Here is a 24,701-nt window from a genome sequence, read left to right on the forward strand (position 1 = left end):
AGGTCGACGCCGGCTCCATGCTGCACGACATCCACGGATCGGCAGCCTACCGCGCAAACCTCGTCACGGTCATGGCAAAACGCGCCGTCAAAGCTGCTGGGTAAGAGGTTTGCCCAAGTCGTCATGAAGTTGAGAGCCCGGCTTGCTACAAGCCGGGCTTTTGATGTTGATTGGTCCGTTATCCAAAACTTTTCATATCAAATCGACACAAGATTAGAGTTGTGGAGATCCGAATTATGTATGACAGAGGTCACAGTTTCAGCGTCTTCTAAATGCTAACAAGAGCACTGAAACTCGGGTAAAAAAGACTAGTGAAGCCCAAAAACGCACATATTGGACATCTAGGCACACGCCTGGATTAATTTGACCTTCAGTGTTGGTTGGCATAGTGCCCGAAGGCAATGAGCGGCGGGATAGAGGTATAGATGGCTGGAACAAATCAGCGTGCTCCCAAATCGAGCACTGGGCGGGACAATCCCGTTTCTGTTGCATTCCGACCAATTCGTTCTGCCTTTTGGGGAGTCGCGGTCGTCAGCTTCGTCATCAATATCCTGATGCTGACCGGTCCCGTTTTCATGCTGCAGGTCTACGACCGGGTTCTTGCCAGCGGTTCCGTGCCCACATTGGTCGTCATTGGCGCACTTGCGATAGTGCTCTACATCTTTTACGGAATTCTTGAAGGTGTCCGGGGACGTATCCTCTCTCGTCTCGGTCAGCGCGTTGACGCCAGATTGTCAGGCATTGTCTACAAGGTTTCAAACAGTCTGCCCGTTCGTTTGGGACGCCAGGCAGCGCGTCTTCGCCCTGTTCAGGACCTTGATACGATCCGGCAGTTCCTTTCCGGCCCCGGTCCCGCGGCAATATTCGATATTCCCTGGTTGCCACTTTACCTCGGTATCGTGTTTCTGTTTCATCCGCTTCTGGGCCTCGTCGGACTTGCCGGTGCCGTCATCATCTCGGTGCTGATCGGCCTCAATGAATTCATGTCCCGGAGGCCGACTGAAGAGGCGGCGGGTCATGCCGGTCGTCGATCTGCCGCGGTTGAAAGCGGTCAACGCAATTCGGAAGTCGTGGCTGCAATGGGCATGCAGAACACGCTCACCGCAAAGTGGGACGCGCAAAATTCCGAGTATCTTGCCACACAGAGACGCGCTGCGGACACGACAGGGATCTTCGGCACCACCATCAAGACGATCCGGTTCATTCTGCAGTCAGCGATCCTTGCCGTCGGAGCCTGGCTTGCGATTCAGCAGGAAATCACACCCGGTGTGATGATTGCGGCATCCATCATGACATCGCGCGCCCTGGCACCGATCGAGCAGGCAGTTGCCCAATGGCGCGGTTTTGTTGCAAGTCGTCAGGCTCTGCGGCGCCTTCGGGAAATTCTTCAGGTCTCGGAGACGGAAGAAACCAAGATGGACCTGCCGCAACCGGAAAAAGGCATCACCGTCGAACAGGTCTATTGCGGCCCGTTCGGGGAAACCATGCCGTATGTACAAAATGTGACGCTGGACCTTCAGGCAGGCGACGGCCTTGGCGTGATCGGCCCGTCCGGTTCAGGCAAATCGACATTTGCCCGAGCCCTGGTCGGTGTCACCTTGCCGCTCAAGGGAGTGATCCGCTTCGACGGTGCCGAACTCGCCCAGTGGGACAACGAAAAGCGCGGTGAATTCATCGGATACCTTCCACAGGATCTTCAGCTGTTTGATGGGACGGTTGCAGAAAACATTGCGCGATTCAGGGAAGATGCAGAACCGGAGAAAATTATCGAGGCGGCAAAACTCGCGGATGTGCATGACATGATTGTCGCGCTGCCGGAGGGATACAACACGATGATCGGTCGCAGTGGCAGGTCGCTGTCTGCCGGGCAGCGCCAACGGCTGGCCCTGGCCCGGGCACTTTATAACAATCCGTTCCTGGTGGTTCTGGATGAGCCGAATTCCAACCTTGATGCCATTGGAGAAAGCGCTCTTACAAACGCGATCAAGGCCATGCGTGAAAAGGGATCGATTGTCGTGGTCATTGCTCACAGACCGAGCGCGATTGCGACTGTCGACAAGATCCTTTGTCTGAAAGACGGGAAGATGGCGGGCTTCGGTCCCAAGGAAGAAGTTCTCAGGCAGGTGGTTCAACCCGTACAACCTGTACGCCAGGGAGTAGGAGCTGCCCAATGAGTAATGCGAACACCCAGAACGATGCGTCGCCGAGCAACCCGGCGGATGAGGCCCTGAGCAAGACGGTTCGCAGTCATCTTTATTTTGCGGTGCTGGTCACGATGTTCGTGGTCGTTGGCATCGGTGGCTGGGCGACATTCATGGAGATTTCGGGTGCGGTGGTTTCCTCCGGCACGGTGGTCGTAGAGGGAAATATCAAGGAGGTTCAGCATCGCGAGGGCGGGATCGTCAGCGAAATCAAGGTCAAGGACGGCGATGTCGTCAAATCCGGCGATCTTCTGATCAGTCTCGATGATACCGTCACGAGGGCCAACCTTGCCGTCATTACCAAACAGTTGAGGGAGCTGACGGCGCAGGAGCTTCGCCTGGAAGCGGAGCGGGATGACAAACAGGCGATTTCATGGTCCGGAGACCGCATTGAAACGCTGGGAGATATCGAGCGTGGCCAGCAATTGCTGCTGGAAGCCCGGCAAAAATCCAAGGACGGCCGGAAGAACCAGCTACAAGAGCAGATCCGGCAGTTCAACCAGCAGACACGTGGGCTTGATGCGCAGGTTTCGGCCAAGGACACCGAGATCGAGCTTATCGCAGAAGAACTTGTTGACCTTGAAGGACTGCTGAAAAAAAATCTTGTTCCAAAAAGCCGTGTTACGGCTGTTCAACGTGAAAAAGCGCGCCTGCAAGGCGAGTATGGTGACCTGATCGCGCAGATTGCGCGAACAAAGGAGGCTATCAGCGAGCGCCAGATCCAGATGCTCCAGATCGAGGAATCCTATCGGGCGGAAGTTCTGGAACAGCTGCAGGAGGCCCGCTCGCGCATTGCTCAGCTGGAAGAGCAGAAGATCGCCGCAGAAGACGAATTGACCCGGGTCGACATCGTCGCACCGCGGGGTGGTTTTGTGCATCAGCTTTCCGTACACACGATCGGCGGTGTAATCGCACCCGGTGAGACCGTGATGCACATCGTTCCACGCGAAGACCAGCTGATTATCGAAGCCCAGGTTCAACCGGTCGATATCGATCAGCTGGCACCCGGTCAGGAAGCGAGGATCCGGTTCCCGAGTTTCGACCAGAGAACAACTCCGGAACTGAGTGCAAAACTGTTGACGGTTTCGGCCGACCTGACTGAAGACGAGCGAACCGGAATGAGCTATTACACGGCAAAGCTCATCATCGCCGACAAGGAACTGGAAAAACTGGGAACGCAGACACTGGTTCCCGGAATGCCTGTCGAGACATTTCTTCAAACGGGTGATCGAACGATCCTGAGCTATCTCGTCAAGCCGGTCACGGATCAGATAGCGCACGCAATGCGGGAGCGGTGATTTGCGGGAATTTCCCGCCTGTCGATCGTTGGCGAAGCCAACCGCTTCCGTTTGCCTCTCCGATTTCTAAAGGACGAGGACCTCAGTTCCCGAGCCGGCACTTTGCGCAGGTGCGTGTGGTGGCCTGATGATCAGGGCTCCCGACTTCGCAAGCAGTGCAAGCATGGAGCTGTCCTGCTTGGTGAACGGTGTCGCAACAAGCCTGCCGTCCGGGTCTTCGTGCAGTGTTGCGCGAATGTAGTCCTGACGCCTGTCGTTTTCCGGAATGTCTTGTCCGAGAATTGCCTGTTTGGGGGCCGTTGTGTCGGCACTGTAGCCAAGCATTTTCTGGAGGAGCGGTTTCAGGAACAACAGTCCGCAGACGAGACTTGAAACCGGGTTCCCGGGAAGCCCAAGAACCTTGGTTGTTCCAAGTTTGCCTGCCATGAGCGGCTTGCCCGGGCGCATCGCAATGCGCCAGAAGGCAAGATCCATACCCTGCCGCCCGAGCACTTCCTGAACCAGATCGTGGTCTCCGACCGACGCGCCGCCAAGTGTCACCAGGATGTCAGCCCTTGCCGTTATGGCCCTGCGTACATGACCGGCAAGTTCAACCGGATCATCCGGAGAGATACCAAGGTCCAGGGAAATCCCGCCACAGTCTTCGACCATGGCTGCGATGCCGGCATGATTTGACGCGATGATCTGGTCCGGTCCCGGTTCATCGCCGGGGCGGACAAGTTCATCACCTGTCGCAAGGATTGCCACTTTTGGCCGTCTCACGACCGGTATCAGCGGATAGTTCATTGCCGCGGCCAGCGCCAAGTGCCGGTAAGTCAGTTTCAAAGGCGGAGTCAGAAGGACCTGGTCCTTTTGAAAATCAAGTCCGGCAGGACGCACAAATGCCCCCTTGTCCGGAATTTCAAGGACGGAAATCCGGCTCTCCTGCCGGTTTGCGTTTTCCTGGATGAGGATCGTGTCAGCTCCGTCCGGCAACGGTGCCCCGGTAAAGATACGAACCGCCTGGCCGATGCCGACGGAGCCGGTGTAGCCATGACCTGCAGGTGCTTCACCAATAACTTCCAGCTGCGCTCCGCCGCCGGCAACATCAAGGTGACGAATTGCGTACCCGTCCATCGCAGAGGCTGCAAAAGGTGGCTGTGTGCGCCTGGAAAGGAGGTTTTCCGCCAGGGCACGCCCGTTTGCCTGATCAAGCCCCGCAAATTCGGTATCGAGTGCATCGACATCGGAAAGAAGTTTTTCAAGTGCCTCGGCGACCGGCATCAAGCTCATCAGGTTCCGCCTTCGCTGCCATCTTTTTCAAGCGTCCAGTGACCAGACTTTCCACCAGCCTTTTCAACCAGCCGGATGTCGCCAATCACCATGCCGCGGTCGACCGCCTTTGCCATGTCGTAAATCGTCAGACAGGCGAGGGAACAGGCGGTGAGAGCCTCCATCTCGACGCCGGTCTGTCCGCTTACCTTCGTGGTTGCCGTAACAACAAGGCCAGGCAGGTGGTCGTCAACCTCGATATCGACCTTGACCTTCGACAGCATCAGAGGATGACAGAGCGGTATCAGTTCGTGAGTTCTTTTTGCCGCCAGAATGCCGGCAATCCTCGCCGTGCCGATCACGTCGCCCTTTTTTGCGTTGCCGGAGCGAATGAGTTCAAGCGTTTCGACCCGCATCGAGACAGTTCCGCGTGCAACCGCAGTCCGGTGTGTCGCTTCTTTCTGCGAGACATCGACCATATTGGCGGCACCTGCTTCATCCAGATGCGTGAGCTTGGGGTCTTTATCTGACATGGATGTCAAACCGCTTCGGGCAAAGATGATCGGGCGAGCAGGCTTCTGGTCGCTCCAGCAACATCGTCCTGTCTCATCAGGCTTTCGCCAATCAGGAAGGTCGTTATTCCGACCTTGTTCATCCGTTCAAGGTCCTTCGGCGTGAACAGGCCGGATTCGCCGACAATGATACGCTCTGAGGGAACCAGAGACGCCAGTTCCTCGCTGGTCTCAAGCCTGGTTTCAAAGGTCTTCAGGTTACGATTATTGATGCCTAAAAGCCGCGAGGTCAGTTTGAGTGCCCGCTCCAACTCCTCCTGATCGTGTACCTCCAGCAGGACATCCATTCCGAGGCCGAAGGCAGTCTCTTCCAGGGCTCGTGCGGTGTCGTCGTCGACAGCTGCCAGGATAATCAGGATGCAGTCGCCACCCCATGCCCGTGCCTCAAAGACCTGATAGGGATCATAGAGGAAGTCCTTGCGGAGTGCCGGAAGAGATACGGCATTCCTTGCAGCTGTCAGAAATTCAGGCTTTCCCTGGAAGGAAGGGGCGTCTGTCAGCACCGACAAGCAAGCAGCTCCGCCTTGCTCATAGGCTTTCGCCAGAAGGGGCGGATCAAAGTCGGCACGGATCAAGCCCTTTGAAGGACTGGCCTTCTTGATCTCTGCGATGAGAGCATATTCGCCAGCACCGGTTTTTGCCTCGATGGCAGCCTGAAAACCGCGGGGAGGAGATTGGTCCGCAATCCGGCTCTTGAGATCGTCAAGCGGCACGGCAATCTTCGCTGCCGCAATTTCCTCGCGCTTGTACGTTTCGATTTTCTGGAGAATGTCAGCCATGGCCCTATCCGTTCGACGCTGCGACCAGCTTTTCCAGGGTGTCGGCCGCCGAACCGTTGTCGATGCTTGAGGCGGCCATTTCAACCCCATCGCTCAGACTACCGACCTTGCCGGCGACCAGGAGTGAAGCTGCAGAATTGAAAAGCACGATGTCGCGATAAGCGTTCTTCGTACCGGAAAGAACGTCGCGCAACGCCCTCGCGTTTTCCGCGGGCATGCCGCCTTTCAGTTCTTCGGCCTTCGCAAGAGGCAGACCTGCGTCTGCAGGTGAAATCTCAAAGGACCGGACCTGGCCATTTTTCAATTCGCTGACAAAGGTTGGACCCGTCGTCGTTATCTCGTCCATGCCGTCTGACCCGTGAACAATCCAGGCTGTTTCAGAACCGAGCTCCTTGAGAGACTGTGCCACGGGATCAACCCATTTTCTTGCGAAGACACCGACCATCTGTCGCTTGACACCTGCCGGGTTCGAGAGCGGCCCGAGCAGATTGAAAATTGTCCGTGTTCCGAGCTCCATGCGGGTCGGACCAACATGCTTCATCGCCGCGTGATGAAGTGGCGCAAACATGAAACCGATGCCTGCCTTGTCGATACAGTGCGAAATCTTTTGCGGGTCAATGTCGATATTAACGCCCAGTTCGGAAAGAGCTTCTGCGGCCCCGGACTTTGAAGACAGGGATCTGTTGCCGTGCTTGGCCACAGGTACACCGCAACCGGCAACCACGATTGCGGTGCATGTCGAGATGTTGTAACTGCCCGAGCTGTCTCCACCGGTGCCAACAATGTCGATTGCGTCTGCCGGTGCTTTGACGGTGAGCATCTTTGAACGCATCGTCGCAACGGCGCCCGTCACTTCGGCGATGCTTTCACCACGTACGCGCAACGCCATCAGGAAGCCGCCCAGCTGTGACGGTGTGGCCGACCCGGAGAGGATGACTTCAAATGCCTGCCGGGCTTCATCCGGTGTCAGTGTCTGACCATCAGCGACTTTGGCTATGAGGTCCTTGAACACAGTCATGGTGTTTATTCATCCGTACCAGAATCAGTTTTGTGTCAAGCCGATCACCTGGGCAACGCCTGCCTGGTTGATCTCGACGCCAGCTTCATTTTCGCGGTCAGTGATAAATTGACCAATGAGAGAGTCACGCATCTGCTGAGACAGTTGCTCGTCGAGCGCCCCAATGGCCGGCGATGCGGCATCGAAGGCAGGTACATTGGCCGCGGACACTTTCAATACCAGACGAGTGTTCCCGTCCGACGAATTTGCCACCGCACTTGTACCGACCGGACCACCAAAGACCTGCGAAATTGCTTCCTGGCTGAAATAGCCGGACGGGGCATTGCGAGCAATGTTCTCTTCCGTTCTCACTTCCAGTCCGGTTTCCCCGGCAAGATTTTCAAAAGATGTTCCGTTGTTCAGCTTGGTCAGATAGTCGGACGCCGTTTCGTTCAGCCGCCTGGTCATCTCGTCTGATTTCCAGGTTGAAACAACTTCGTTCCTGACTTCATCGAGCGTCTGGTCGCGTTCAGGAATGACCTTGTCCACTTCGTACCAGAGAAATCCCTGCTCTCCGAATTGCAGGACATCATTTTCAATCCCGATGTCGCTTTCAAAAGTTCCGGCGACTAGTCCGTCGGCAGCAGGCAGGTCTACGTCGCCACCGGAACTGGACTTCCCGTTCTGGTCGAATGCTTCAACCGACACGACCGGCAATGAAAAGCGTTCGCCGATTTCCTCCAGCAGAGCCCCGCCGGCGCGCGCGTCTTCGACTTCGTCCAGCAGGTCGAGTATCTCGCGCTCGGCCTGCTCGGTGGCGAGCGCCTGGATGATTTCGTCCTTTACCTCGTCAAAAGGACGAGTGCTTTCCGGCAGAATTTCCTCAACGTTCAGGATGACAGTCGAAAACCGACCTTCAACCGCACCGCTCGAGGCGCCTTCTTCAAGTGTGAATGCGGCACTCCCGAGGGTTTCGTCCAGGAAGTCGTTTCTTGCCATTACGCCGAGCGCGACGTCGTTGTTCGTCAGGTTGCGCTCGCTCATCAGCTCACTGAATGTCTTGCCGCCGGCCAATTCGGAGGCGGCCTCTTCCGCGGCCACCTTGGACGGGAACGACATTTGGAGAACTTTGCGGCGTTCAGGCTGGTAATAGTCCGATGCCCTTTGTTCATACTCGGCGCGGGCGTCTTCTTCAACAACGTCATTGGGCCGTGCAAGGGTTTCCGGGGTCAACGCCAGAAACTTGATTTCCCGGTATTCCGGTGCCCTGAAGCCAGCCTTGTTCTCCTCAAAATACGCGTTGAGAATATCTGGCGACGGATCTTCGATCTCGCCAACAGATTCGGGAGTTACAAGAAGAAAATCTACGGTTCTGGTCTCGGATTGATATGCAGACAAGGCCTCGAGATAGCTGATTGGCGCGTTCATGTTGCCGGCGAGAGCTTCAGCGAGCTGATTTCGTTCCGCTATCTTGCGGCGCTGCACGACATATTCGTCTTCCTGATAACCATTTGCCCGGAGGACCTGATCCAGTCTGCTGCGGTCATATGTGCCGCTGAGCCCGCGAAATGCCGGGTCGGCCTGAATGAGAGCGGCCAACCGCTTGTCCGAAATGCCAAGTTGCAGATCCTGAGCTGTATTGTTCAGCGCAGCTTCTGCGACCAACCTGCCCAATGCCTGCTGGGGAACGCCAAGCGCAGCCCCTTCCTCGCGCGTGAGCGGGCGGCGCAACTGCTGCGACAGCCGATTGAGGTCCTGCCTGTAGGTGCGGTCGAATTCAAGGAGCGAAACTTCCGTGTCACCTACCTTGGCCGCCGTGTTCTGACCGAAACCCTGCAGAAAATCCGTTACGCCCCAAATGGCGAAACTAAAAATCAACAGTGCGATAAACAGTTTGGCAAGCCAGGTACCGGCGCCTTTGCGCAGCGCGTCAAGCATGACGACTCCCGTGTTCTTTTCTTTTCATCAGCCGTTTCTCAACGTCAGGCCGAAGGACCTGCCGCGACCGGAGCGGGCGGATCATAATGACGTGGAAGCCTCGCCGCAAGGCGGCCCGGCATAAAGTTCAGATCAGAAACAGGTTTCCACGACCTTGAGTGATTGCAACGTACGCAAGCTTCTGCTCTATAGGCGCAAAATCAATGTTGATCAGCGGGAGATGAAGACAAATGAGCGTGAAGATCAAACCGCTTCTGGCCGGGAACTGGAAAATGAACGGTCTAAGGACCAGCCAGGCCGAATTTCATAAAATGAAAGCGGGATTGACCGATACTCTGGCCGATAGCGCAAATATTATGATCTGCCCTCCGGCCACGCTGATTCCGGCGCTGGCCGACATCGCCGCAGGGAGCGCGATTTTGGTTGGCGGCCAGGACTGCCACGGAGAAAAATCCGGCGCACATACCGGAGATATTTCTGCCGAGATGCTCAAGGATGCAGGTGCCACTGCCGTGATTGTCGGTCACTCGGAGCGCCGGACCGATCACGGTGAAGGGGATGGTGTTGTCAACGCAAAGGCGCAAGCAGCGTGGCGGGCCGGACTGGTCGCAATCGTTTGCGTTGGTGAAACAGAAGCCGAACGCAAGGCAGGGCAGGCAGTGTCAATCGTTCAAGGTCAGTTGAACAATTCCGTACCTGATGGAGCAACAGCGGAAAACACGGTCATTGCCTATGAACCCGTCTGGGCAATCGGGACAGGCCTGACGCCGACTGCCCAGGATGTTGAGGAAATGCACAAGGCGATGCGCGACAATCTGGCGAGCAGATTCTCAGATGCCGGGGCAGCGATGCGCCTTCTGTATGGCGGCTCTGTAAAGCCGGCGAATGCCGCTGAACTCATGGCGGTTTCCAATGTCAACGGGGCTCTTGTCGGTGGTGCCAGCCTGAAGGCTGAAGACTTCCTGGGCATCCTTGACGCTTATTCGTGATCACGAAGCTCTTGAAGCTTCTGTGACGAAGGCTCAATTGAAGGGTGGAAAGCTGGCGGCGTCTGGTGTAGAAGGCCGCCAAACCTGAATTCAATACAGAATGGCGCTCGATGGAAACCGTAGTCATCGTAATCCACCTTATGGTCGTCCTGGCCCTGGTGCTTGTTGTCCTCCTGCAGCGCTCCGAAGGCGGAGCGCTCGGCATTGGCGGAGGCGGAGGCGGAGGACTGATGTCCAGTCGTGGAACGGCAAATGTTCTGACGCGGGCGACGGCAGTTCTTGCTGTGGCCTTCTTTGCCACATCGCTCACATTGAGCCTCATCGCGCAGAACGAAGACAGCCCCTCTTCGATTCTGGACGCCTCGCCGGCGGCATCCGATGGCACCCCGGTCACGGGTGAGGGCACGACCGGTGGCTCCGGTGGTATCCTTGATTCGCTGAAACAGCAGAGCGAACCTTCCGGTCCACAGGTCCCGGCCGCACAGTAAGCGGCTCCGGCGGCCTCCGGGCCTTTCAATCGATATCTGCCCTGCGGCCTGTCTCGCAGGGCATTTTTATGTGTTAAGAACGCAACTCCCGAGTGGCCAAACGGCGCTCGGCAAGGATATGGTATTGGTCCATGGCGCGATACATTTTCATTACCGGCGGCGTGGTCTCCTCGCTTGGAAAAGGTCTTGCTTCTGCTGCTTTGGGCGCATTGCTCCAGGCACGGGGCTACAAGGTTCGTTTGCGCAAGCTCGATCCTTATTTGAACGTGGACCCGGGGACGATGAGCCCCTACCAGCACGGAGAGTGCTATGTGACTGACGACGGGGCGGAAACGGACCTCGATCTCGGTCACTATGAACGCTTCACGGGACGTCCGGCAAACCAGCAGGACAATATAACCACCGGTCGCATTTATCAGGACATAATCGCCAAGGAACGGCGCGGAGATTACCTCGGCGGTACGGTTCAGGTCATTCCGCATGTCACAGACGCGATCAAGAATTTTGTCCTGACCGGCAACGAGGATTACGACTTCGTGCTCGTTGAAATTGGCGGCACGGTCGGCGATATCGAAGGACTGCCGTATTTTGAAGCGATTCGTCAGCTCGGAAATGACCTTCCGCGCGGCAGTGCAGTCTATGTGCACCTGACATTGATGCCTTACATACCCAGTGCCGGTGAAATGAAGACCAAGCCGACACAGCACTCGGTCAAGGAACTACGGTCGATCGGCATTCAACCTGATATCCTGATGATCCGTTGCGACCGGCCGATCCCGGAAACGGAAAAACGGAAGCTGTCTCTTTTCTGTAACGTGCGCGAAAGCGCCGTTATTCCGGCCTATGATGTCAAGTCCATCTATGACGTGCCGATCGCCTACCATCAGGAAGGGCTGGACGACGAAGTTCTCGCCGCATTCGGATTGACCGGGTCCCCGACGCCGGTTCTGGATCGTTGGGAAGGGATTTCTGCCGCTATTGCCAATCCGGAAGGAGAGGTAAAAATAGCGATTGTCGGCAAATACACGGTCCTGAAAGATGCTTACAAGTCATTGATCGAGGCTTTGGTCCACGGTGGTATCGCCAACAGGGTCAAGGTGAATCTGGAGTGGATAGAATCGGAGACTTTCGAGAAGGAAGACCCGAGCCCTTATCTGGAAGGCGTGCATGGCATTCTTGTGCCTGGTGGATTTGGTGAACGCGGCGCGGAAGGAAAGATCGCAGCCGCGCATTTTGCCCGCACCCGCAAGATACCTTATTTCGGCATCTGTTTCGGAATGCAGATGGCCGTTCTCGAAGCTGCACGCAACATGGCCGGTATCTCAGAGGCAAATTCAACCGAATTCGGTCCAGCAACTGAACCCGTGGTCGGCCTGATGACAGAGTGGACCAAAGGCAATGAAATGGAGGTCCGCGACAAAGACGGTGATCTTGGCGGCACAATGCGGCTCGGAGCCTATCCCGCCGCTTTGAAGCAAGGGTCCCGCATTGCGAATATCTACGCGGCCACAAACATATCGGAGCGTCACCGGCACCGCTACGAGGTCAATATCGGCTACCGTGAGAAACTGGAAGACTGTGGCCTGATCTTTGCCGGAACTTCGCCGGACGGTGTTCTGCCTGAAACAGTTGAAATCGAGGATCATCCCTGGTTCATCGGAGTTCAATATCATCCGGAACTGAAGTCACGTCCATTCGACCCGCATCCTTTGTTCGCGTCCTTTATCGGCGCAGCGTTGCAGCAGAGCCGTCTGGTCTGACGCTCGAACCCCGAAAGGAACACCCATGGTGCGTGGCCTTGATCATCTCGTCGTTGCGGTAAACGATCTCGAGGCAGCCGGCCGGGCCTATGAGGCCATAGGATTTACGGTCACTCCTGAGAACCAGCATCCCTGGGGCACTGCGAACAGGCTTGTTCAACTCGACGGGTTTTTCATCGAACTACTGACGGTCAAGGAACCGGAGGCGATTGCAGAGACCAATGGTACGGCATTTTCTTTCGGCGCTTTCAACAGGGATTTCCTGAAAAACCGGGAAGGGGCAAGCATGCTGGTGCTGGAGAGCCATGATGCTGTTCAGGACCGGGAAGATTTCAAGAAGGCGGGGTTGAAACTCTTTGATCCGTTCTCCTTTGAACGTGTCGCCAACCTGCCGGATGGAAAAACCGCGAAAGTTGCGTTCGATCTTACCATTCTTCAAGATCCGCTTTGTCCGGGGATCGGCTATTTCACCTGCCACAACAAGTATCCGGAAAACTTTTGGAAGCCGGCATTTCAAAAACATGAAAACGGAGCAAGGGACATCAAAACCGTATTCCTGGTCGCCGGCGACCCCTCAGACCACCATGAATTCCTCGGCGGCTTTACCGGTCAACGCGAAATGAGAGCGACCAGCCTTGGACTTGAGGTTCAAACACCAAGAGGCGATATTTCTGTCCTCAATCCGGACGCTTTTCGGGCACTGGTTGGCGAGGATGCCGCTGACGCGCTTCAAGGGAGATTGCCGCAGATTGCCGCTATCGAGATAACTTCAGCCAAGGTAGTGGAGCCAAAGATCCTTCCGGCCAATCAATTTTTGGGCCTGACACTGATTCTTTCACCTGAAAGCAAACAGTAGACGGGCTGTTACAAAGAACATCCGCAAAAGAACCGAACCGGTCATGAGGATTGAAAACGCAGGGTAATTTTCTTGGCTGCGAACAGGCTTCAAACGAGAAAATTCGCTTGTTGAATCAATCAGTCCTTTTATAGTGAACTCCGATTAAACGCGCGACCCACAGGTCTGACAGCGGAGTTCTCGAATGCCATTTTTGCGTTTTGCCCCATTTCCACGCCGCTTCGTTCTAGCAGCAACTGCGTTGAGCTTTCTCGCAGCCTGTTCGGACGATTCAAAGCAGGCCCAGGCCCCGGCAGCGCCTCCGCCCTCAGTCACAGTCGCCAAGGTAGCATCTCAGGATGTGCGCCAAAGCGAAACATTTGTCGGGCAGATCGCGGCTGTTGACCAGGTTGACCTTGTGGCGCGCGTCAGTGGTTTTCTCGAGAACAAGGCTGTTCCTGACGGCTCCTTTGTCAAGAAAGACGATTTGCTGTTCACGATCGAGAAGGCCGAGTACGAAGCGCAGCTGACCAAGGCGAAGGCGGATCTTGCCAGTGCAAAGGCTGATGCAGCCCTCAAGGCGGCGGACGAAAAACGCGACAAGGACCTTCTGGAAAAAGGGCATGTTTCCGAGGCTGCCTATGAAGCGACACTCGCCCAGAAACAACAGGCGGAAGCTTCCGTGGAAGCAGCCCAGTCAGGATTGCAGCAGGCAGAACTGAACCTGAGCTACACCGACATTTCAGCACCTTTTCCCGGCCAGATCGGCAAAAGCACCTATAGTGTCGGTGAACTGGTCGGTCCGAGCACGAATGCACTGGCCAAGTTGATCCGCCTGGCGCCGGTCTATGTCAATTTCTCCGTGAGCGAAGCGCAGTATCTTAACGCCGTTAAGACACACGACATCAGCCCTGCGGATTTGTCTCCTGAGGAAGCGCCGTCTATCAGCCTGGTGCTGCCGAACGGTGACAACTACGGAGAAAAGGGCAAGATCGTCTATATCGACAATGAAATCGATACGGCGACCGGAACGATCTCGTTCCGGGGAGAATTTGAAAACAAGGACGTCCGTCTTCTGGCGGGAACCTATGTCACCGTGTTGCTCGAAGCTCCGAATACCGAAACTGCGCTTGTGGTGCCCCAGGCCGCGATCCAGCGAGATCAGCAGGGTGCATTTGCGCTTGCCATTACGGCGGACAAGAAGGTCGAACAGAAATACGTCGAACTCGGTCAGCAGATCGGGACGAATTTCGTTGTCACCAAGGGACTTGAAGAGGGCGTAGAGGTCATTACCGAGGGGCTTCAGAAAGTGCGGCCGGGCGTGGAAGTTGAACCGGTGCTTGCATCTCAGCCGGCGGAGCAAAGCTAAATGTTTTCTCGCTTTTTTATCTACCGGCCAAAATTCGCGCTGGTCATTTCCATTGTCATTACAATTGCCGGCATTCTGGGATACGTGTCGCTGCCGGTCGAACAGTTTCCGAATATTACCCCACCGGTCGTGAATGTTTCGGCAACCTATACCGGCGCGAATGCGGAAGTTCTTGAAGAAACGGTTGCGGCGCCCATCGAAGGCCAGGTGAATGGCGTCGACGACATGATCTACATGCAGTCGACCAGTAACGACAGCGGCAACTATTCGCTGAACGTGACATTCGCTGTCGGGACAGACCCGGATATCGCCACGGTCAATACGCAGAACCGTGTTTCGCAGGCAACCAGCCAATTGCCGAGCGAAGTGACCGCCAATGGCGTGACCGTGCAAAAAGCCAGCACAAACATGTTGCTGGTCATAACGCTCTATTCGCCAAACAGTACTTTTGACCCGGTTTTTCTGTCCAACTACGCGTCCATAAACCTGAAGGACTCCCTCGCGCGCGTTCAAGGCGTCGGACGCGCCGACGTCATGACGGATTTCGCCTACGGTATGCGCATCTGGCTTGATCCGGACAGGCTCACCAGCCTGGGCATGACACCCAGCGATTTCATCGCTGCCGTTCAAGACCAGAACATTCAGGTTGCTGCCGGTCAGATCGGCGCGCCACCGGTGCCTGACGGCCAGCAGTTCCAGTATACGATCAAGGCCAAGGGCCGCTTGTCGACACCTGAAGAATTTGAAGAAATCGTGCTTCGAACCGGTGCAGACGGAGCTGTTGTCACGATCGGCGATGTGGCCCGGGTTGAACTCGGCGCACAGTTCTACAATGCGTCGGGTGAATACAACGGCCAGCCGTCAACCGTCCTGGCAATCTATCAGGCTCCCGGTGCGAATGCCCTGCAGGTGTCGGAAAACGTTCTTGCGCGCCTTGAGAGCCTGTCAAAGGCATTTCCGGATGACATGGAGTATGCGGTTCCGTTCAACACGACCGACTTTGTTCAGGCGTCGCTTGATGACGTGATCGCCACGTTGTTCCTCACGTTTCTGCTCGTCGTTTCGGTGGTCTTCATCTTTCTCGGCAACTGGCGAGCGACGATCATTCCAACGGTTGCAATTCCCGTATCGCTGATCGGGACATTTGCGGTTCTGCTTGCTCTTGGGATGTCCTTGAACACGATTTCGCTGTTCGCCCTCGTTCTGGCAATCGGTATCGTGGTTGATGACGCGATCGTGGTAGTTGAGAACGTTGAACGCATCATTGCGGAGGAGGGACTTTCTCCAAAGGACGCGACAGCAAAGGCGATGGAGCAGATCACCAGCCCGGTTATCGCAACCACCCTGGTTCTGCTGGCTGTGTTCGTGCCGACGATCTTCATGCCTGGTATAACCGGCAGGCTCTATTCGCAATTCGCGGTCACGATTTCCGTATCCGTGGTGATCTCTTCCATCAACGCGCTTACCCTTTCACCTGCGCTGTGCGGACTTATCCTGAAGGCCCGTTCGGGGCCGCCGCGCGGCATCATGGGATTGTTCGATCGCGGCATAACCGGTATTCGCGACGGCTACACAGCGATCATCCGGCGTCTCGTGCGGGTTGCGTTCGTTGCCATCATCATTGTCGGCGGGGCGATCGCCGTGATCGTGACGCTTGGCGGTACGCTCCCTCAGGGTTTTCTTCCGTCCGAGGACCAGGGCTATCTCATGGTTGATGTCCAACTGCCGGACGGGGCCGCGCTCGAACGCACCGAGGAGGTAACGAAACGCGTTGTCGAATTGACGCAAAAGACGCCGGGCGTCGAGAATGTTGTGATCGTGAACGGGTTCTCGATCCTCAACGGCGCGACGTCCTCCAACGCCGCTCTGGTGATCGCCACCATGAGCAACTGGGAGGACAGGCAGGAACCGAATCTGAAAATCAACGCGATTCTGGCTAATTTCTGGGCCGAGTTCTCGACCATTCCCGGCGCCAACATCATCGCATTCAATCCGCCACCGATCCCGGGTCTCGGGACAACCGGTGGTGTTCAGATGATGCTTCAGCAGACAGGTGGCGGAACGCCTCAGGAACTTGCGTCAGCTGTCGGGTCAATGGTCTATTCAGCCAACCAGAGCGCGGAAATCGCGCGGGCCTATTCCACTTTCAGGGCGAATGTTCCGCAGGTCTTTGTCGACCTGGATCGGGAAAAGACCAAAACGCTCGGCGTCAACGTGGCGGATGTTTTCACAACACTCCAGGCCTATCTCGGATCCTACTACATCAACGATTTCAACATATTCGGCCGTGTGTACAAGGTCATGATCCAGGCCGAGGGCCAGTACCGCGACAAGATCGATGACATCGGCCGGTTATATGTGCGCTCGACGGATGGAACGATGGTGCCGCTGCGCAGTGTGCTGACGACGGAAAACGTTCTCGGTCCGCAGATCCTGACGCGCTACAACATGTTCCGCGCAGCCGCCGTGATGGCGGATCCTGCGCCCGGGGCGTCGACGGGTGTTGTTATCAACGAGGTTGAAGGCGCGGCGCAGGAAGCCCTGCCGCCCGGCTATTCTTATGAATGGACCGGAACAGCACAGCAGCAGCTCGGGTCCGGCAATATCGTCATGTTTATCCTGATGTTGTCGATCCTGTTCACCTATCTGTTCCTTGTCGCCCAGTATGAAAGCTGGACGATGCCGGTCGCTATCCTGATGTCGGTGTCCTTTGCGATCATGGGGGCGCTTGTGGCCGTGTTCGTGACCGGCGGGGACGTCAATCTCTATACGCAGATCGGGATGATCATGCTCGTCGGCATGGGGGCGAAGAACGCCATCCTAATTGTTGAATTTGCGATGGAGCAGCGCGACAGCGGTAAATGCATCACCGAGGCGGCGACAGAAGCGGCACATCTTCGTTTCCGTGCCGTCATGATGACAGCGCTGTCGTTCCTGCTCGGTGTCGTGCCTTTGATGACGGCCTCGAGCGCGGGCGCTGCCAGTCAGAAGGCGATCGGCTTTGCGGTCTTCGGCGGCATGTTGTTTGCGACCGTGATCGGCGTGCTGATGATCCCGATCCTCTATGTCTGCCTGCAGTATCTGCGCGAAAAGGTGAAGAGCATGTTCGGTGGGGAAGAGAAGGTATCCCAAAGCGCTCCGGCGACTTAGTCCGGATCGGACAATTTCGGGTCAATTCACCGGGCGGAACAGTGTTCCGCCCGGTGTGTTTCATCTCAAGGCACTGAATTTTTTGTAGCAATCCCGGCTGGCTGGAAATTGCATCGCCGCAGGTCAGTGTGCGGTCCACACGGGTCAATCGGTGGATTCGAAAACCGTTTCGATGGCCTGGAAAATCGTATGGTAGAGGCCGACCTCGTCTTTCGCGAAATCGCCGTGAGGCACCGCCTTCTTGGCCTCGTTGAGCAAATCCGCCTTGATGGCATCAAGATCCACGATGTTGCCGTCAGCGTGCTTTTCAAGCTCAACGTAGAGCCGCTTGGCGATGCCAGCATAGGCAACAATTGCGGTGACCATGTGCGTCGGCTCGTCCGGTATCTGGATTTTCATCCGTGCCGCTTCCCTCGTTAAAAACAGTTCCCTTTCCGATCAGATATAGTGGTTTCCTGAAAAGCAGGCATGAAAATCTGAAAGTCCTTGAGTTGGAGAACATCACAATCCTGTTTGCCGAAGGGTCGAATTGAACCACTTCCCCGATTGTCTTCAATCATGAGTTTGCTCCGTTTGCGGCCTGACAGGATCGCATCCCTGTGCTGTTCGCTCTTTTGTCTCATAGTTCATTCCCGACAAGTAGAAATGAGCCAAAGCCTTGTACCTGGGCAATCAGCTTGTCTGGACACTGGGTGTTGGCGGGGAGCACAAGGGCGGAGTGAGTTTGTTCGGAAGGTGGACAGCGCTGACAAGCCTCTGGTGAAAACCTCGAGCGGTGAATTTGTTTTCTGATTTCAGTGCGATTAGGCGGATCCTTCGGAAGGGCTATGGCGCAAGGTCAGACGCGAACCGGCGAATGTAGCGGTGACCCCAGCCAACGAAGGACGGAAGATTTGCGGATCGACGCGGTGGAGGTTAGGGCGAAAGCTGTCATGACATTCAGTTCGCGCCGGCAGCGATACCCAGCCTTTGTCACCATTGAGTATATTGCTTAGTCGTCTGTCTCAAATCGCATTCGATCGGCAACCCAGGGAATGACAATGGTTTCCAGTCGTTCACCAATGAATTGTCGGTGATCACCCGCGTAGATGTCCAGAAGATGGGGAATGCGTTCATCCCCAAGCCGTTGCGAGAATTCCAGTGTTCCTGCCGGGATATGCAAAAACTGATCACCAAGACCGACGTCCAGTGCCAAACCGCGCAAGCTCCGGAGGTTCTTGCGGGCATGGCGCACCTGCCGTACTGGCAAAGCATCAAGGTATTTGTCGAATTGAACATCGTCGATGACGATCTCTCCCCGCACAACATCGAATGGAAATTTTCCATAGATGGGCGCAGCATCAACATCGGGACTGAATGCTGCCAATAGGCCCAACGCTGCAATCGGATAAAAGTCGCGACTATCAATCAGTTGTTGCAGATCTTCTGGTCCCTTGATCTTCGCGGCCCGCTGCCACGCATCGTTTCCGAAGCTCAAGTCATCAACGGCGGCAAGGCAACACGGGCTGAGCGCCCAGACCACTGAAAAAATTCCGGGCCTGTTCATGGCCAGATTGAGTGCTCCATAGCCTCCCATCGAGTGACCGACCACGGCGCGGCTTTCCTGATCCGACAGCGTGCGATAATTCTCATCGATGAAAGAGACGAGGTCATCGGCAATGTAATCTGCCCAATTGCCGCTCACCGGAGAATTGCGGTAGAATCCGCCTCCATACTTGTTGCCGCCATTCGGCATGACCACAATCAGTTCAGGTATTTTTCCATCCGCAATCAATCGGTCGAGAATTTCCGGCACATTGAAGTTTTCAACCCAAACGCCATGATCATCGAATATGCCATGGAGAAGATAGATAGTGGGGAAGCGGCGATCCCGGTCTTCGTCATAGCCCGGCGGAAGGTAGACGGCGGCCTCCTGGACAACAGAGCTGTCAAGAAGATTGCCATCGAGTGCTGGCGCCGGAACATCGATCTCAACCACATTTCCGGTTGTGGTTCCATCTGATTGGGCAGTTGCGACCGAAATGGACATTACAGCAACCGCGATCAAGGTGCCAAGAATTGACTTTCGCATCGAAATCTCCAAAAGGGTGAGCCCTTTTACATCTATGCCCGGGTTGCATAAGTACAAGCGTATTCCTCTCCTCTTTCGTCTTTAAGTCTGCGTGGGAGATAAATTTCCAGGCTCACGTCTTGAATAATACAACCTGCCTTCCCAGGCCCGCTACGGTCATTCGCTGCAAGACACTCAAAGGGGGTTTCTTGGCAGAAGACACGATTTGCGGAGACAGGGGCTTTTTCGATTCCGGTTTAGGGACAGCATCTAGCCAAACACAAAGCGGTGGACTGAGCGTTTTGAGCCGCCAGAACAGTCCCTAGTGCAGTGTCTGAAGTCCCGAAGTCTGCCTTGAAATCCCAAACTCGAGCGACATGCCGGAGCGAGCCGGAATATCCCACGCGGTTGACAACGCTGTGGTCATCAAGGGCGGATCTACCGAGAACATCAAGATCGGCTCTGGCTGGATGTCCGAACACTTCGCCGAGGGCAAGATATCGTGGTAAGCGCTGGTCGATATGGACGCGGTTCAAAGATCATCATGCGATCGCGCAAGAGCAGTTGCGCCGGCTCTCAGAATCCGTCCAGATGTTCGGCATTGGCCTGAAGACCTGGCACTGAGCGGCTTTGCGGCCTTACTGATCTGAACCCGAAAAGCCGCATGAGCCCGGACCAGAAACGGTGTGAATGCCAATGATAAGCCTAGAGCGAAGCAAAATTTCACACGTGTGAATAGTGAGGCCTTTTGGGCTTTACACGGCCTAATCCAGTTTCCTGAGGCAAAATGGTACTAGCTTGATTTTTATGTGGAATTTTTGGTGAGCCGACAGGGGCTCGAACCCTGGACCTACTGATTAAAAGTCAGTTGCTCTACCAGCTGAGCTATCGGCTCTCACCAAATTCCGGTGCAGTCGAGCGCTTTGTGTGTTGCGCCGCCGCGTTGGTGGCGTGTGTTTATGCCGACATAGGGGACATTGCAAGAGGCAAATTTCATTTTTTCAACAGCATGGCGGATAACTGGCAGGTTTCAGCATTCGACTTGATTTGACAACGGTAAATTTGGCTAGATAAATGTTCTCATGAGTATAAATAATGATTTATGAATACCGATTGGTAGTATAATTTACAGTCAGTTCACTCTATTCTATGAATCTTTGTTCAGTATGTTCGTTATTAAGAAAATAAAGATCATTCTCCTGCAAAAACTGTCAGGTAGCGCAATATAGTTTTGTGATGTACCTTCACCAGTAACCAGAGAGGTTACATGCACTCGACACCCATAGACACACACACGAACTCGGTCGAGTTCGATTTCGTCAAGGGCCACATAGCGGCAACGATGACGCTGATTCACGGACTTATCGATCAAGGTGTGATTGACCGCGAACAGCTTGATGCGTTCTTTGCGGCCTTTATCGGTGAACTTCCCCACAATCGCGAAACACTCGGTCTGCGGTTGATCCTGGATCAGTGGCGCCAGGGCCTTCGGGACGGGGATTGCGATGAAGAGCTGAAAGGCATGCTTTTCGAGGTTATCCGGGGAGGCAGATCAAACTGAATTTCCAAATGTGTTCGGCCATGGGTTGGGGGCCGGAGCATTTGACCAGGGTGATGAAACTGTCCGGGGCGCTCAGGCGCCTTTTTTGATTCTGTTGAAGTCCTGTCCCTGCAATGCAGCCAGTTCCCGTGAAGCCTGCTGGTCAATGTCCGGCAGCTTTGTTATGCGTAACAGCAGTCAAGCCGTCCGGTGTTGGCCTTGTGATCAGGTGTCGTACCTCATGCGTCTGTCGAAATTCACAAACAAGCTGCTCTCCGCGTTGAGTTGCGATCAGCTTTCCAGTTTGATCCGCCGCCGGTTTCTGGCAAGTGTGAGCGCAGTATTCGTATTCTTCCAGTTCGGGTTCGGCTACGCAGACGAACAACAGTTCGTAACGATTGGAACCGCCGGCGTGACCGGTGTCTATTATCCATCGGGAATTGCGGCCTGCAAGATCGTCAACGAGAGCAGAGCAGAGCACGGTGTGCGCTGCTCCGTGGAATCTTCACTCGGTTCCATTTCGAACATCAAGCAGATCAAGTCCGGTGAACTCGATTTCGGTTTTGCCCAGTCGGACTGGCAGCATCATGCCTTTCTCGGAACGTCGGTGTTCGATGACGCCGGAGCCTTTGAAGATCTCAGAACGGTCTTTTCTCTCCATGCTGAGGTCGCAACCATTGTGGTCAGGGCCGGATCCGCCTTTCGCTCCTTTGAGGACCTGAAAGGCGCCAAGATCAGTACCGGCAGCAAGGGGTCCGGGTCGGCAGCTTCCTGGAATGCCCTGGTCGGTCAACTGGCCTGGACGGATGCGGATCGGGAAAACTTTACAAACCGCAGCAGTTCCGAACTCGCAGAAGCCCTGTGCGGCGACCAGATCGACGCCTATTTTGCGTTGATCGGCCATCCTGCCGCCCTGATCGAGGAGACGCAGGATCTGTGCGATATCCGCCTGATCGGTATTGAAAGTGACGACGTCAATGCGTTTGTCGAAGAGGAACCCTACTACATGGCGGCGACCATACCCGCGGGTCTTTACCGTCTCGCCGAACCTGTCGGGTCATTCGGGGTGGTTGCCACCGTGGTGACCTCGGTCGAAATGCCGGACGAGATCGTTGCGACACTCGTCGCGGCCGTCCATGACAATTTCGAAAACTTTTCAACGCTGCATCCGGCGTTGAACCGCCTGACCCGTGAAGACATGGTCGCGTTCGAGGCTGCCGCGCCGCTTCATCCTGGCGCATTGAAGTATTTTCAAAGTCAGGGTTTGTTGCCGGCTGATTGATTGCATCTGCCGGTTCACGGTCTTCATATCGATCTGCTCTCCAAAAGGTGAGCGGATTTTGTCTTTGTGATCGTGCGTGTTGGAGCTAAATCAATGCATCTGAAGCTGACCGGTCTATACCGGAATCACATTGAACCAGGCCGGAAGTACAAATGATCCAGGACGTGACGATAATTGGGGCCCTGCTTGCCGGGGTTTTGTCTTTTGTGTCTCCTTGTGTGCTTCCGCTTGTTCCGCCCTATCTCGGTTTCCTGGCCGGCGTGTCGCTCGATCAGTTGACCGGAGAAGATGACGAAGATCAAACGGCGTCGCGCAGGGTGTTTTTCAGCGCTGTTTTCTTTGTGCTCGGGTTTTCGACCGTCTTCGTCATTTTGGGAGCGACCGCGAGTTTCCTTGGTCAGTTCATCAGAGGTTATCTCGACTATTTCGGATATATCGCCGGAGCGGCGATTATCGTCATGGGGCTTCACTTCCTTGGCGTTTTCCGCATCGGTCTTCTTTACAAGGAAGCGCGCGTTCACGTCGAAAAGAAACCGGCAGGAGCTCTCGGGGCCTATGTCATCGGCCTTGCTTTCGGATTTGGCTGGACCCCGTGTGTCGGTCCGATCCTGGCAGCGATCCTGTTTGTCGCCGGTACTGAAGACACGGTCGGGCAGGGCGCTCTGTTGCTGAGTGCCTATGCGATCGGGCTTGGTATTCCCTTTCTACTGGCGGCCCTATTCGCCGGACCGTTTCTCGGTTTCATGAAACGGTTCCGCAAGCACATGGGAGCGGTTGAAAAGGCAATGGGCGGTGTGCTGGTTCTGACAGGAATTCTGTTCCTGAGCGGGCATATGGCGAGCATGTCCTATTGGCTCCTGGAGACCTTTCCCGTGCTTCAGGCGGTCGGCTGAGGAGCGATACTTCAGGGATGAGCGTTGTTCGATTGTCTTTTTTACAGCGAGCCAAGGCGCGTGATCAAAACGCGCTATCCCTGAATTCGGCGGCGGTCACCAGCGGGTCGCCTGCATAAAGGGCAGGTCGGCACACCTCGGTCGTATCCAGCAGGCGCAAGCAGGCGACAGAAGCGTCCGCGGCGTTTGCGAACGGGCCTATCATCAGTGCGACGCCGCCTTCAGGTGCTTGCCGCTCCCTGATCAGAGGGCGAAGATCCCGCATACGATCCTCATTCTGTTCCTTGAAATCCGCCCAGGCCTTCGCCGCACCGGCGCTGGTCCTGTAGTGGCCGATGACGGCGCCAAAATCGCTGCGCTTTATCTGGCTGTCGCCACCACCGCGGATCTGACCGGCGGGGTCCGAAGGTGTGACCACTTTGGGTGCGAGTCCTGAGCGCGTCGGGATCTCGTTGAATGTCTCAGTTTCTTGGTCAACGACCGTCGGTATGGACGCCGTCGTCAAGGGTGCGCTTTCATTTTTGGATTGTGTGATGATCCGCACCGGTTCTTCGGTGCCGAGTTCAGGAGCCGGAATGGTTTCTGGCGGAGGAAGATGTCGGGAAACGTCAGTCTGCGCCTTGGGAACGGGCTCCGCCTTTGCATGATCAGTCTTCATCGGATCTGAGTTCAGGTTCTTCTGAACCTGGCCCACCGAATTCGATGTCGGTTTTGCCGAAGGCATGGCTGGCTCGTGCTTCGCGATCGCAGGTTTCCGAGGTGTTTTTGTCACGACAATTCCCGGGCGGGGGACAACTTCCTGGATGGCAGCCAATTCTTCTGCGGATGTGGTTTTGCCGGCGTAAGCGAGCTTGGTTCTGGCAACTTCCTGCTCGAGAGCTGCAATGCGTCTGGAATAGATCAGGTTTTGCTCCGACAGCGCCACCAGACGTCTGCGCAACCCGACAACTTCCCGTTGAAGAACTTCGATCTGGCTTTGCTCTATGCTTGACGCGACGCCACGCTGTTGGCTCCCGGGCAAGTTCATTACTGCGACAGGATTGTTGATTCCGATCGACGCCGTCGTCTCGACACTGCCGTTGTCGGGAAGGCGCATTCCGGCGGGAGCCACACCCGAAACCATTCCCGGTGAAAAGGATCCACCGCTGAACTGATAGGAAGCAACTCCGACTGTGCCCATCAGGATGGCAGCAAAAGCCCACGACAGCATACCGATCCGCGGAGACGTGAACGTGTCCCGGACAACTGCGCGTTTCGTTTTTGGGGCCTGTGGTTCGAACAAGGCGTCTTTTCCGGATCCTGATGGCGA

The 24,701-nt window shown here is 55.6% G+C and carries 19 protein-coding genes, 1 tRNA gene and 1 pseudogene; 12 read left to right on the forward strand and 9 right to left on the reverse strand.

Features of this window, described 5'->3' with window-relative positions:
* The 3 genes and pseudogenes from LA5095_RS32515 to LA5095_RS26105 all read left to right on the forward strand — a co-directional run.
* Positions 1-104: pseudogene (locus tag LA5095_RS32515) on the forward strand (FAD binding domain-containing protein); the annotation flags it as partial.
* Between the two features lie 321 nt (positions 105-425).
* Complete coding sequence (locus LA5095_RS26100; protein ID WP_055120466.1) at positions 426-2,174, forward strand: type I secretion system permease/ATPase; 1,749 nt, start codon at positions 426-428, stop codon at positions 2,172-2,174.
* Positions 2,171-3,499 carry an HlyD family type I secretion periplasmic adaptor subunit gene (locus LA5095_RS26105; RefSeq protein ID WP_055120468.1) on the forward strand — a complete coding sequence of 443 codons (1,329 nt, stop codon included), beginning with the start codon at positions 2,171-2,173 and terminating at the stop codon, positions 3,497-3,499. Before LA5095_RS26100 ends, LA5095_RS26105 begins: the two co-directional genes overlap by 4 nt.
* A 66-nt stretch (positions 3,500-3,565) precedes the next feature.
* Here the strand turns inward: LA5095_RS26105 and LA5095_RS26110 are convergent, their stop codons facing one another.
* The 5 genes from LA5095_RS26110 to LA5095_RS26130 are packed head-to-tail and all read right to left on the reverse strand — an operon-like array spanning position 3,566 to position 9,036.
* Positions 3,566-4,771, reverse strand: coding sequence for a molybdopterin molybdotransferase MoeA (locus LA5095_RS26110; protein ID WP_055120470.1), 1,206 nt, complete (start codon positions 4,769-4,771; stop codon positions 3,566-3,568).
* Positions 4,771-5,283: a cyclic pyranopterin monophosphate synthase MoaC gene (gene moaC / locus LA5095_RS26115; RefSeq protein ID WP_055120472.1), complete on the reverse strand. Its 513-nt coding sequence runs from the start codon at positions 5,281-5,283 to the stop codon at positions 4,771-4,773. The genes LA5095_RS26110 and moaC overlap by 1 nt, the downstream gene beginning before the upstream one ends.
* A gap of 5 nt (positions 5,284-5,288) precedes the next feature.
* Positions 5,289-6,101: an indole-3-glycerol phosphate synthase TrpC gene (gene trpC, locus LA5095_RS26120; RefSeq protein ID WP_055120474.1), complete on the reverse strand. Its 813-nt coding sequence runs from the start codon at positions 6,099-6,101 to the stop codon at positions 5,289-5,291.
* A gap of 4 nt (positions 6,102-6,105) precedes the next feature.
* The gene (trpD, locus tag LA5095_RS26125; RefSeq protein WP_055120476.1) at positions 6,106-7,119 is read right to left on the reverse strand and encodes an anthranilate phosphoribosyltransferase; all 1,014 of its coding nucleotides are present in this window, start codon (positions 7,117-7,119) and stop codon (positions 6,106-6,108) included.
* A gap of 24 nt (positions 7,120-7,143) precedes the next feature.
* Entirely contained in the window at positions 7,144-9,036 is a 1,893-nt protein-coding gene (locus LA5095_RS26130; protein ID WP_055120478.1) for a SurA N-terminal domain-containing protein, read from the reverse strand.
* Between the two features lie 230 nt (positions 9,037-9,266).
* Here LA5095_RS26130 and tpiA point away from each other — a divergent pair, with 230 nt between their 5' ends.
* The 6 genes from tpiA to LA5095_RS26160 all read left to right on the forward strand — a co-directional run bounded on the left by tpiA (position 9,267) and on the right by LA5095_RS26160 (position 17,627).
* Positions 9,267-10,025 carry a triose-phosphate isomerase gene (tpiA, locus tag LA5095_RS26135; protein WP_055120480.1) on the forward strand — a complete coding sequence of 253 codons (759 nt, stop codon included), beginning with the start codon at positions 9,267-9,269 and terminating at the stop codon, positions 10,023-10,025.
* 110 nt (positions 10,026-10,135) lie between these two features.
* A complete protein-coding gene (gene secG / locus LA5095_RS26140; RefSeq protein WP_055120483.1) occupies positions 10,136-10,513 on the forward strand; it encodes a preprotein translocase subunit SecG in 378 nt (125 codons plus the stop codon).
* A gap of 131 nt (positions 10,514-10,644) precedes the next feature.
* Complete coding sequence (pyrG, locus tag LA5095_RS26145; protein WP_055120484.1) at positions 10,645-12,273, forward strand: CTP synthase; 1,629 nt, start codon at positions 10,645-10,647, stop codon at positions 12,271-12,273.
* Positions 12,274-12,298: 25 nt separating this feature from the next.
* A complete protein-coding gene (locus LA5095_RS26150) occupies positions 12,299-13,129 on the forward strand; it encodes a VOC family protein (protein WP_055120486.1) in 831 nt (276 codons plus the stop codon).
* Positions 13,130-13,313: 184 nt separating this feature from the next.
* Positions 13,314-14,477 carry an efflux RND transporter periplasmic adaptor subunit gene (locus LA5095_RS26155; protein ID WP_055120488.1) on the forward strand — a complete coding sequence of 388 codons (1,164 nt, stop codon included), beginning with the start codon at positions 13,314-13,316 and terminating at the stop codon, positions 14,475-14,477.
* On the forward strand, positions 14,478-17,627 hold the full coding sequence (locus LA5095_RS26160) for an efflux RND transporter permease subunit (protein ID WP_055120490.1): 3,150 nt from the start codon (positions 14,478-14,480) through the stop codon (positions 17,625-17,627). It begins immediately after the preceding gene.
* A gap of 144 nt (positions 17,628-17,771) precedes the next feature.
* Here LA5095_RS26160 and LA5095_RS26165 read toward each other — a convergent pair whose 3' ends face one another.
* From LA5095_RS26165 to LA5095_RS26180, 3 genes are all read right to left on the reverse strand, one after another.
* On the reverse strand, positions 17,772-18,026 hold the full coding sequence (locus tag LA5095_RS26165) for a hypothetical protein (protein WP_055120492.1): 255 nt from the start codon (positions 18,024-18,026) through the stop codon (positions 17,772-17,774).
* A 592-nt stretch (positions 18,027-18,618) separates the two neighbouring features.
* Positions 18,619-19,698 (reverse strand): alpha/beta hydrolase, encoded by a 1,080-nt coding sequence (locus tag LA5095_RS26175; protein WP_055120496.1) that lies wholly within the window; start codon positions 19,696-19,698, stop codon positions 18,619-18,621.
* Between the two features lie 798 nt (positions 19,699-20,496).
* Positions 20,497-20,572, reverse strand: a tRNA-Lys gene (locus LA5095_RS26180).
* Between the two features lie 372 nt (positions 20,573-20,944).
* On the opposite strand from LA5095_RS26180, the gene LA5095_RS26185 reads away from it, so the two are divergent.
* The 3 genes from LA5095_RS26185 (at position 20,945) to LA5095_RS26195 (ending at position 23,392) form a co-directional block, all read left to right on the forward strand.
* A complete protein-coding gene (locus LA5095_RS26185) occupies positions 20,945-21,238 on the forward strand; it encodes a hypothetical protein (protein ID WP_055120498.1) in 294 nt (97 codons plus the stop codon).
* 220 nt (positions 21,239-21,458) lie between these two features.
* The gene (locus LA5095_RS26190; protein ID WP_082442932.1) at positions 21,459-22,499 is read left to right on the forward strand and encodes a TAXI family TRAP transporter solute-binding subunit; all 1,041 of its coding nucleotides are present in this window, start codon (positions 21,459-21,461) and stop codon (positions 22,497-22,499) included.
* Positions 22,500-22,651: 152 nt separating this feature from the next.
* A complete protein-coding gene (locus LA5095_RS26195) occupies positions 22,652-23,392 on the forward strand; it encodes a cytochrome c biogenesis CcdA family protein (protein WP_055120502.1) in 741 nt (246 codons plus the stop codon).
* A 64-nt stretch (positions 23,393-23,456) separates the two neighbouring features.
* On the opposite strand, the gene LA5095_RS26200 is transcribed toward LA5095_RS26195, so the two are convergent.
* Positions 23,457-24,674 carry a hypothetical protein gene (locus LA5095_RS26200; RefSeq protein WP_144436170.1) on the reverse strand — a complete coding sequence of 406 codons (1,218 nt, stop codon included), beginning with the start codon at positions 24,672-24,674 and terminating at the stop codon, positions 23,457-23,459.
* Between the last annotated feature and the right edge of the window lie 27 nt (positions 24,675-24,701).

It is taken from the genome of Roseibium album (genome assembly GCF_001404515.1).
GTDB classification, from domain to species: domain Bacteria; phylum Pseudomonadota; class Alphaproteobacteria; order Rhizobiales; family Stappiaceae; genus Roseibium; species Roseibium album.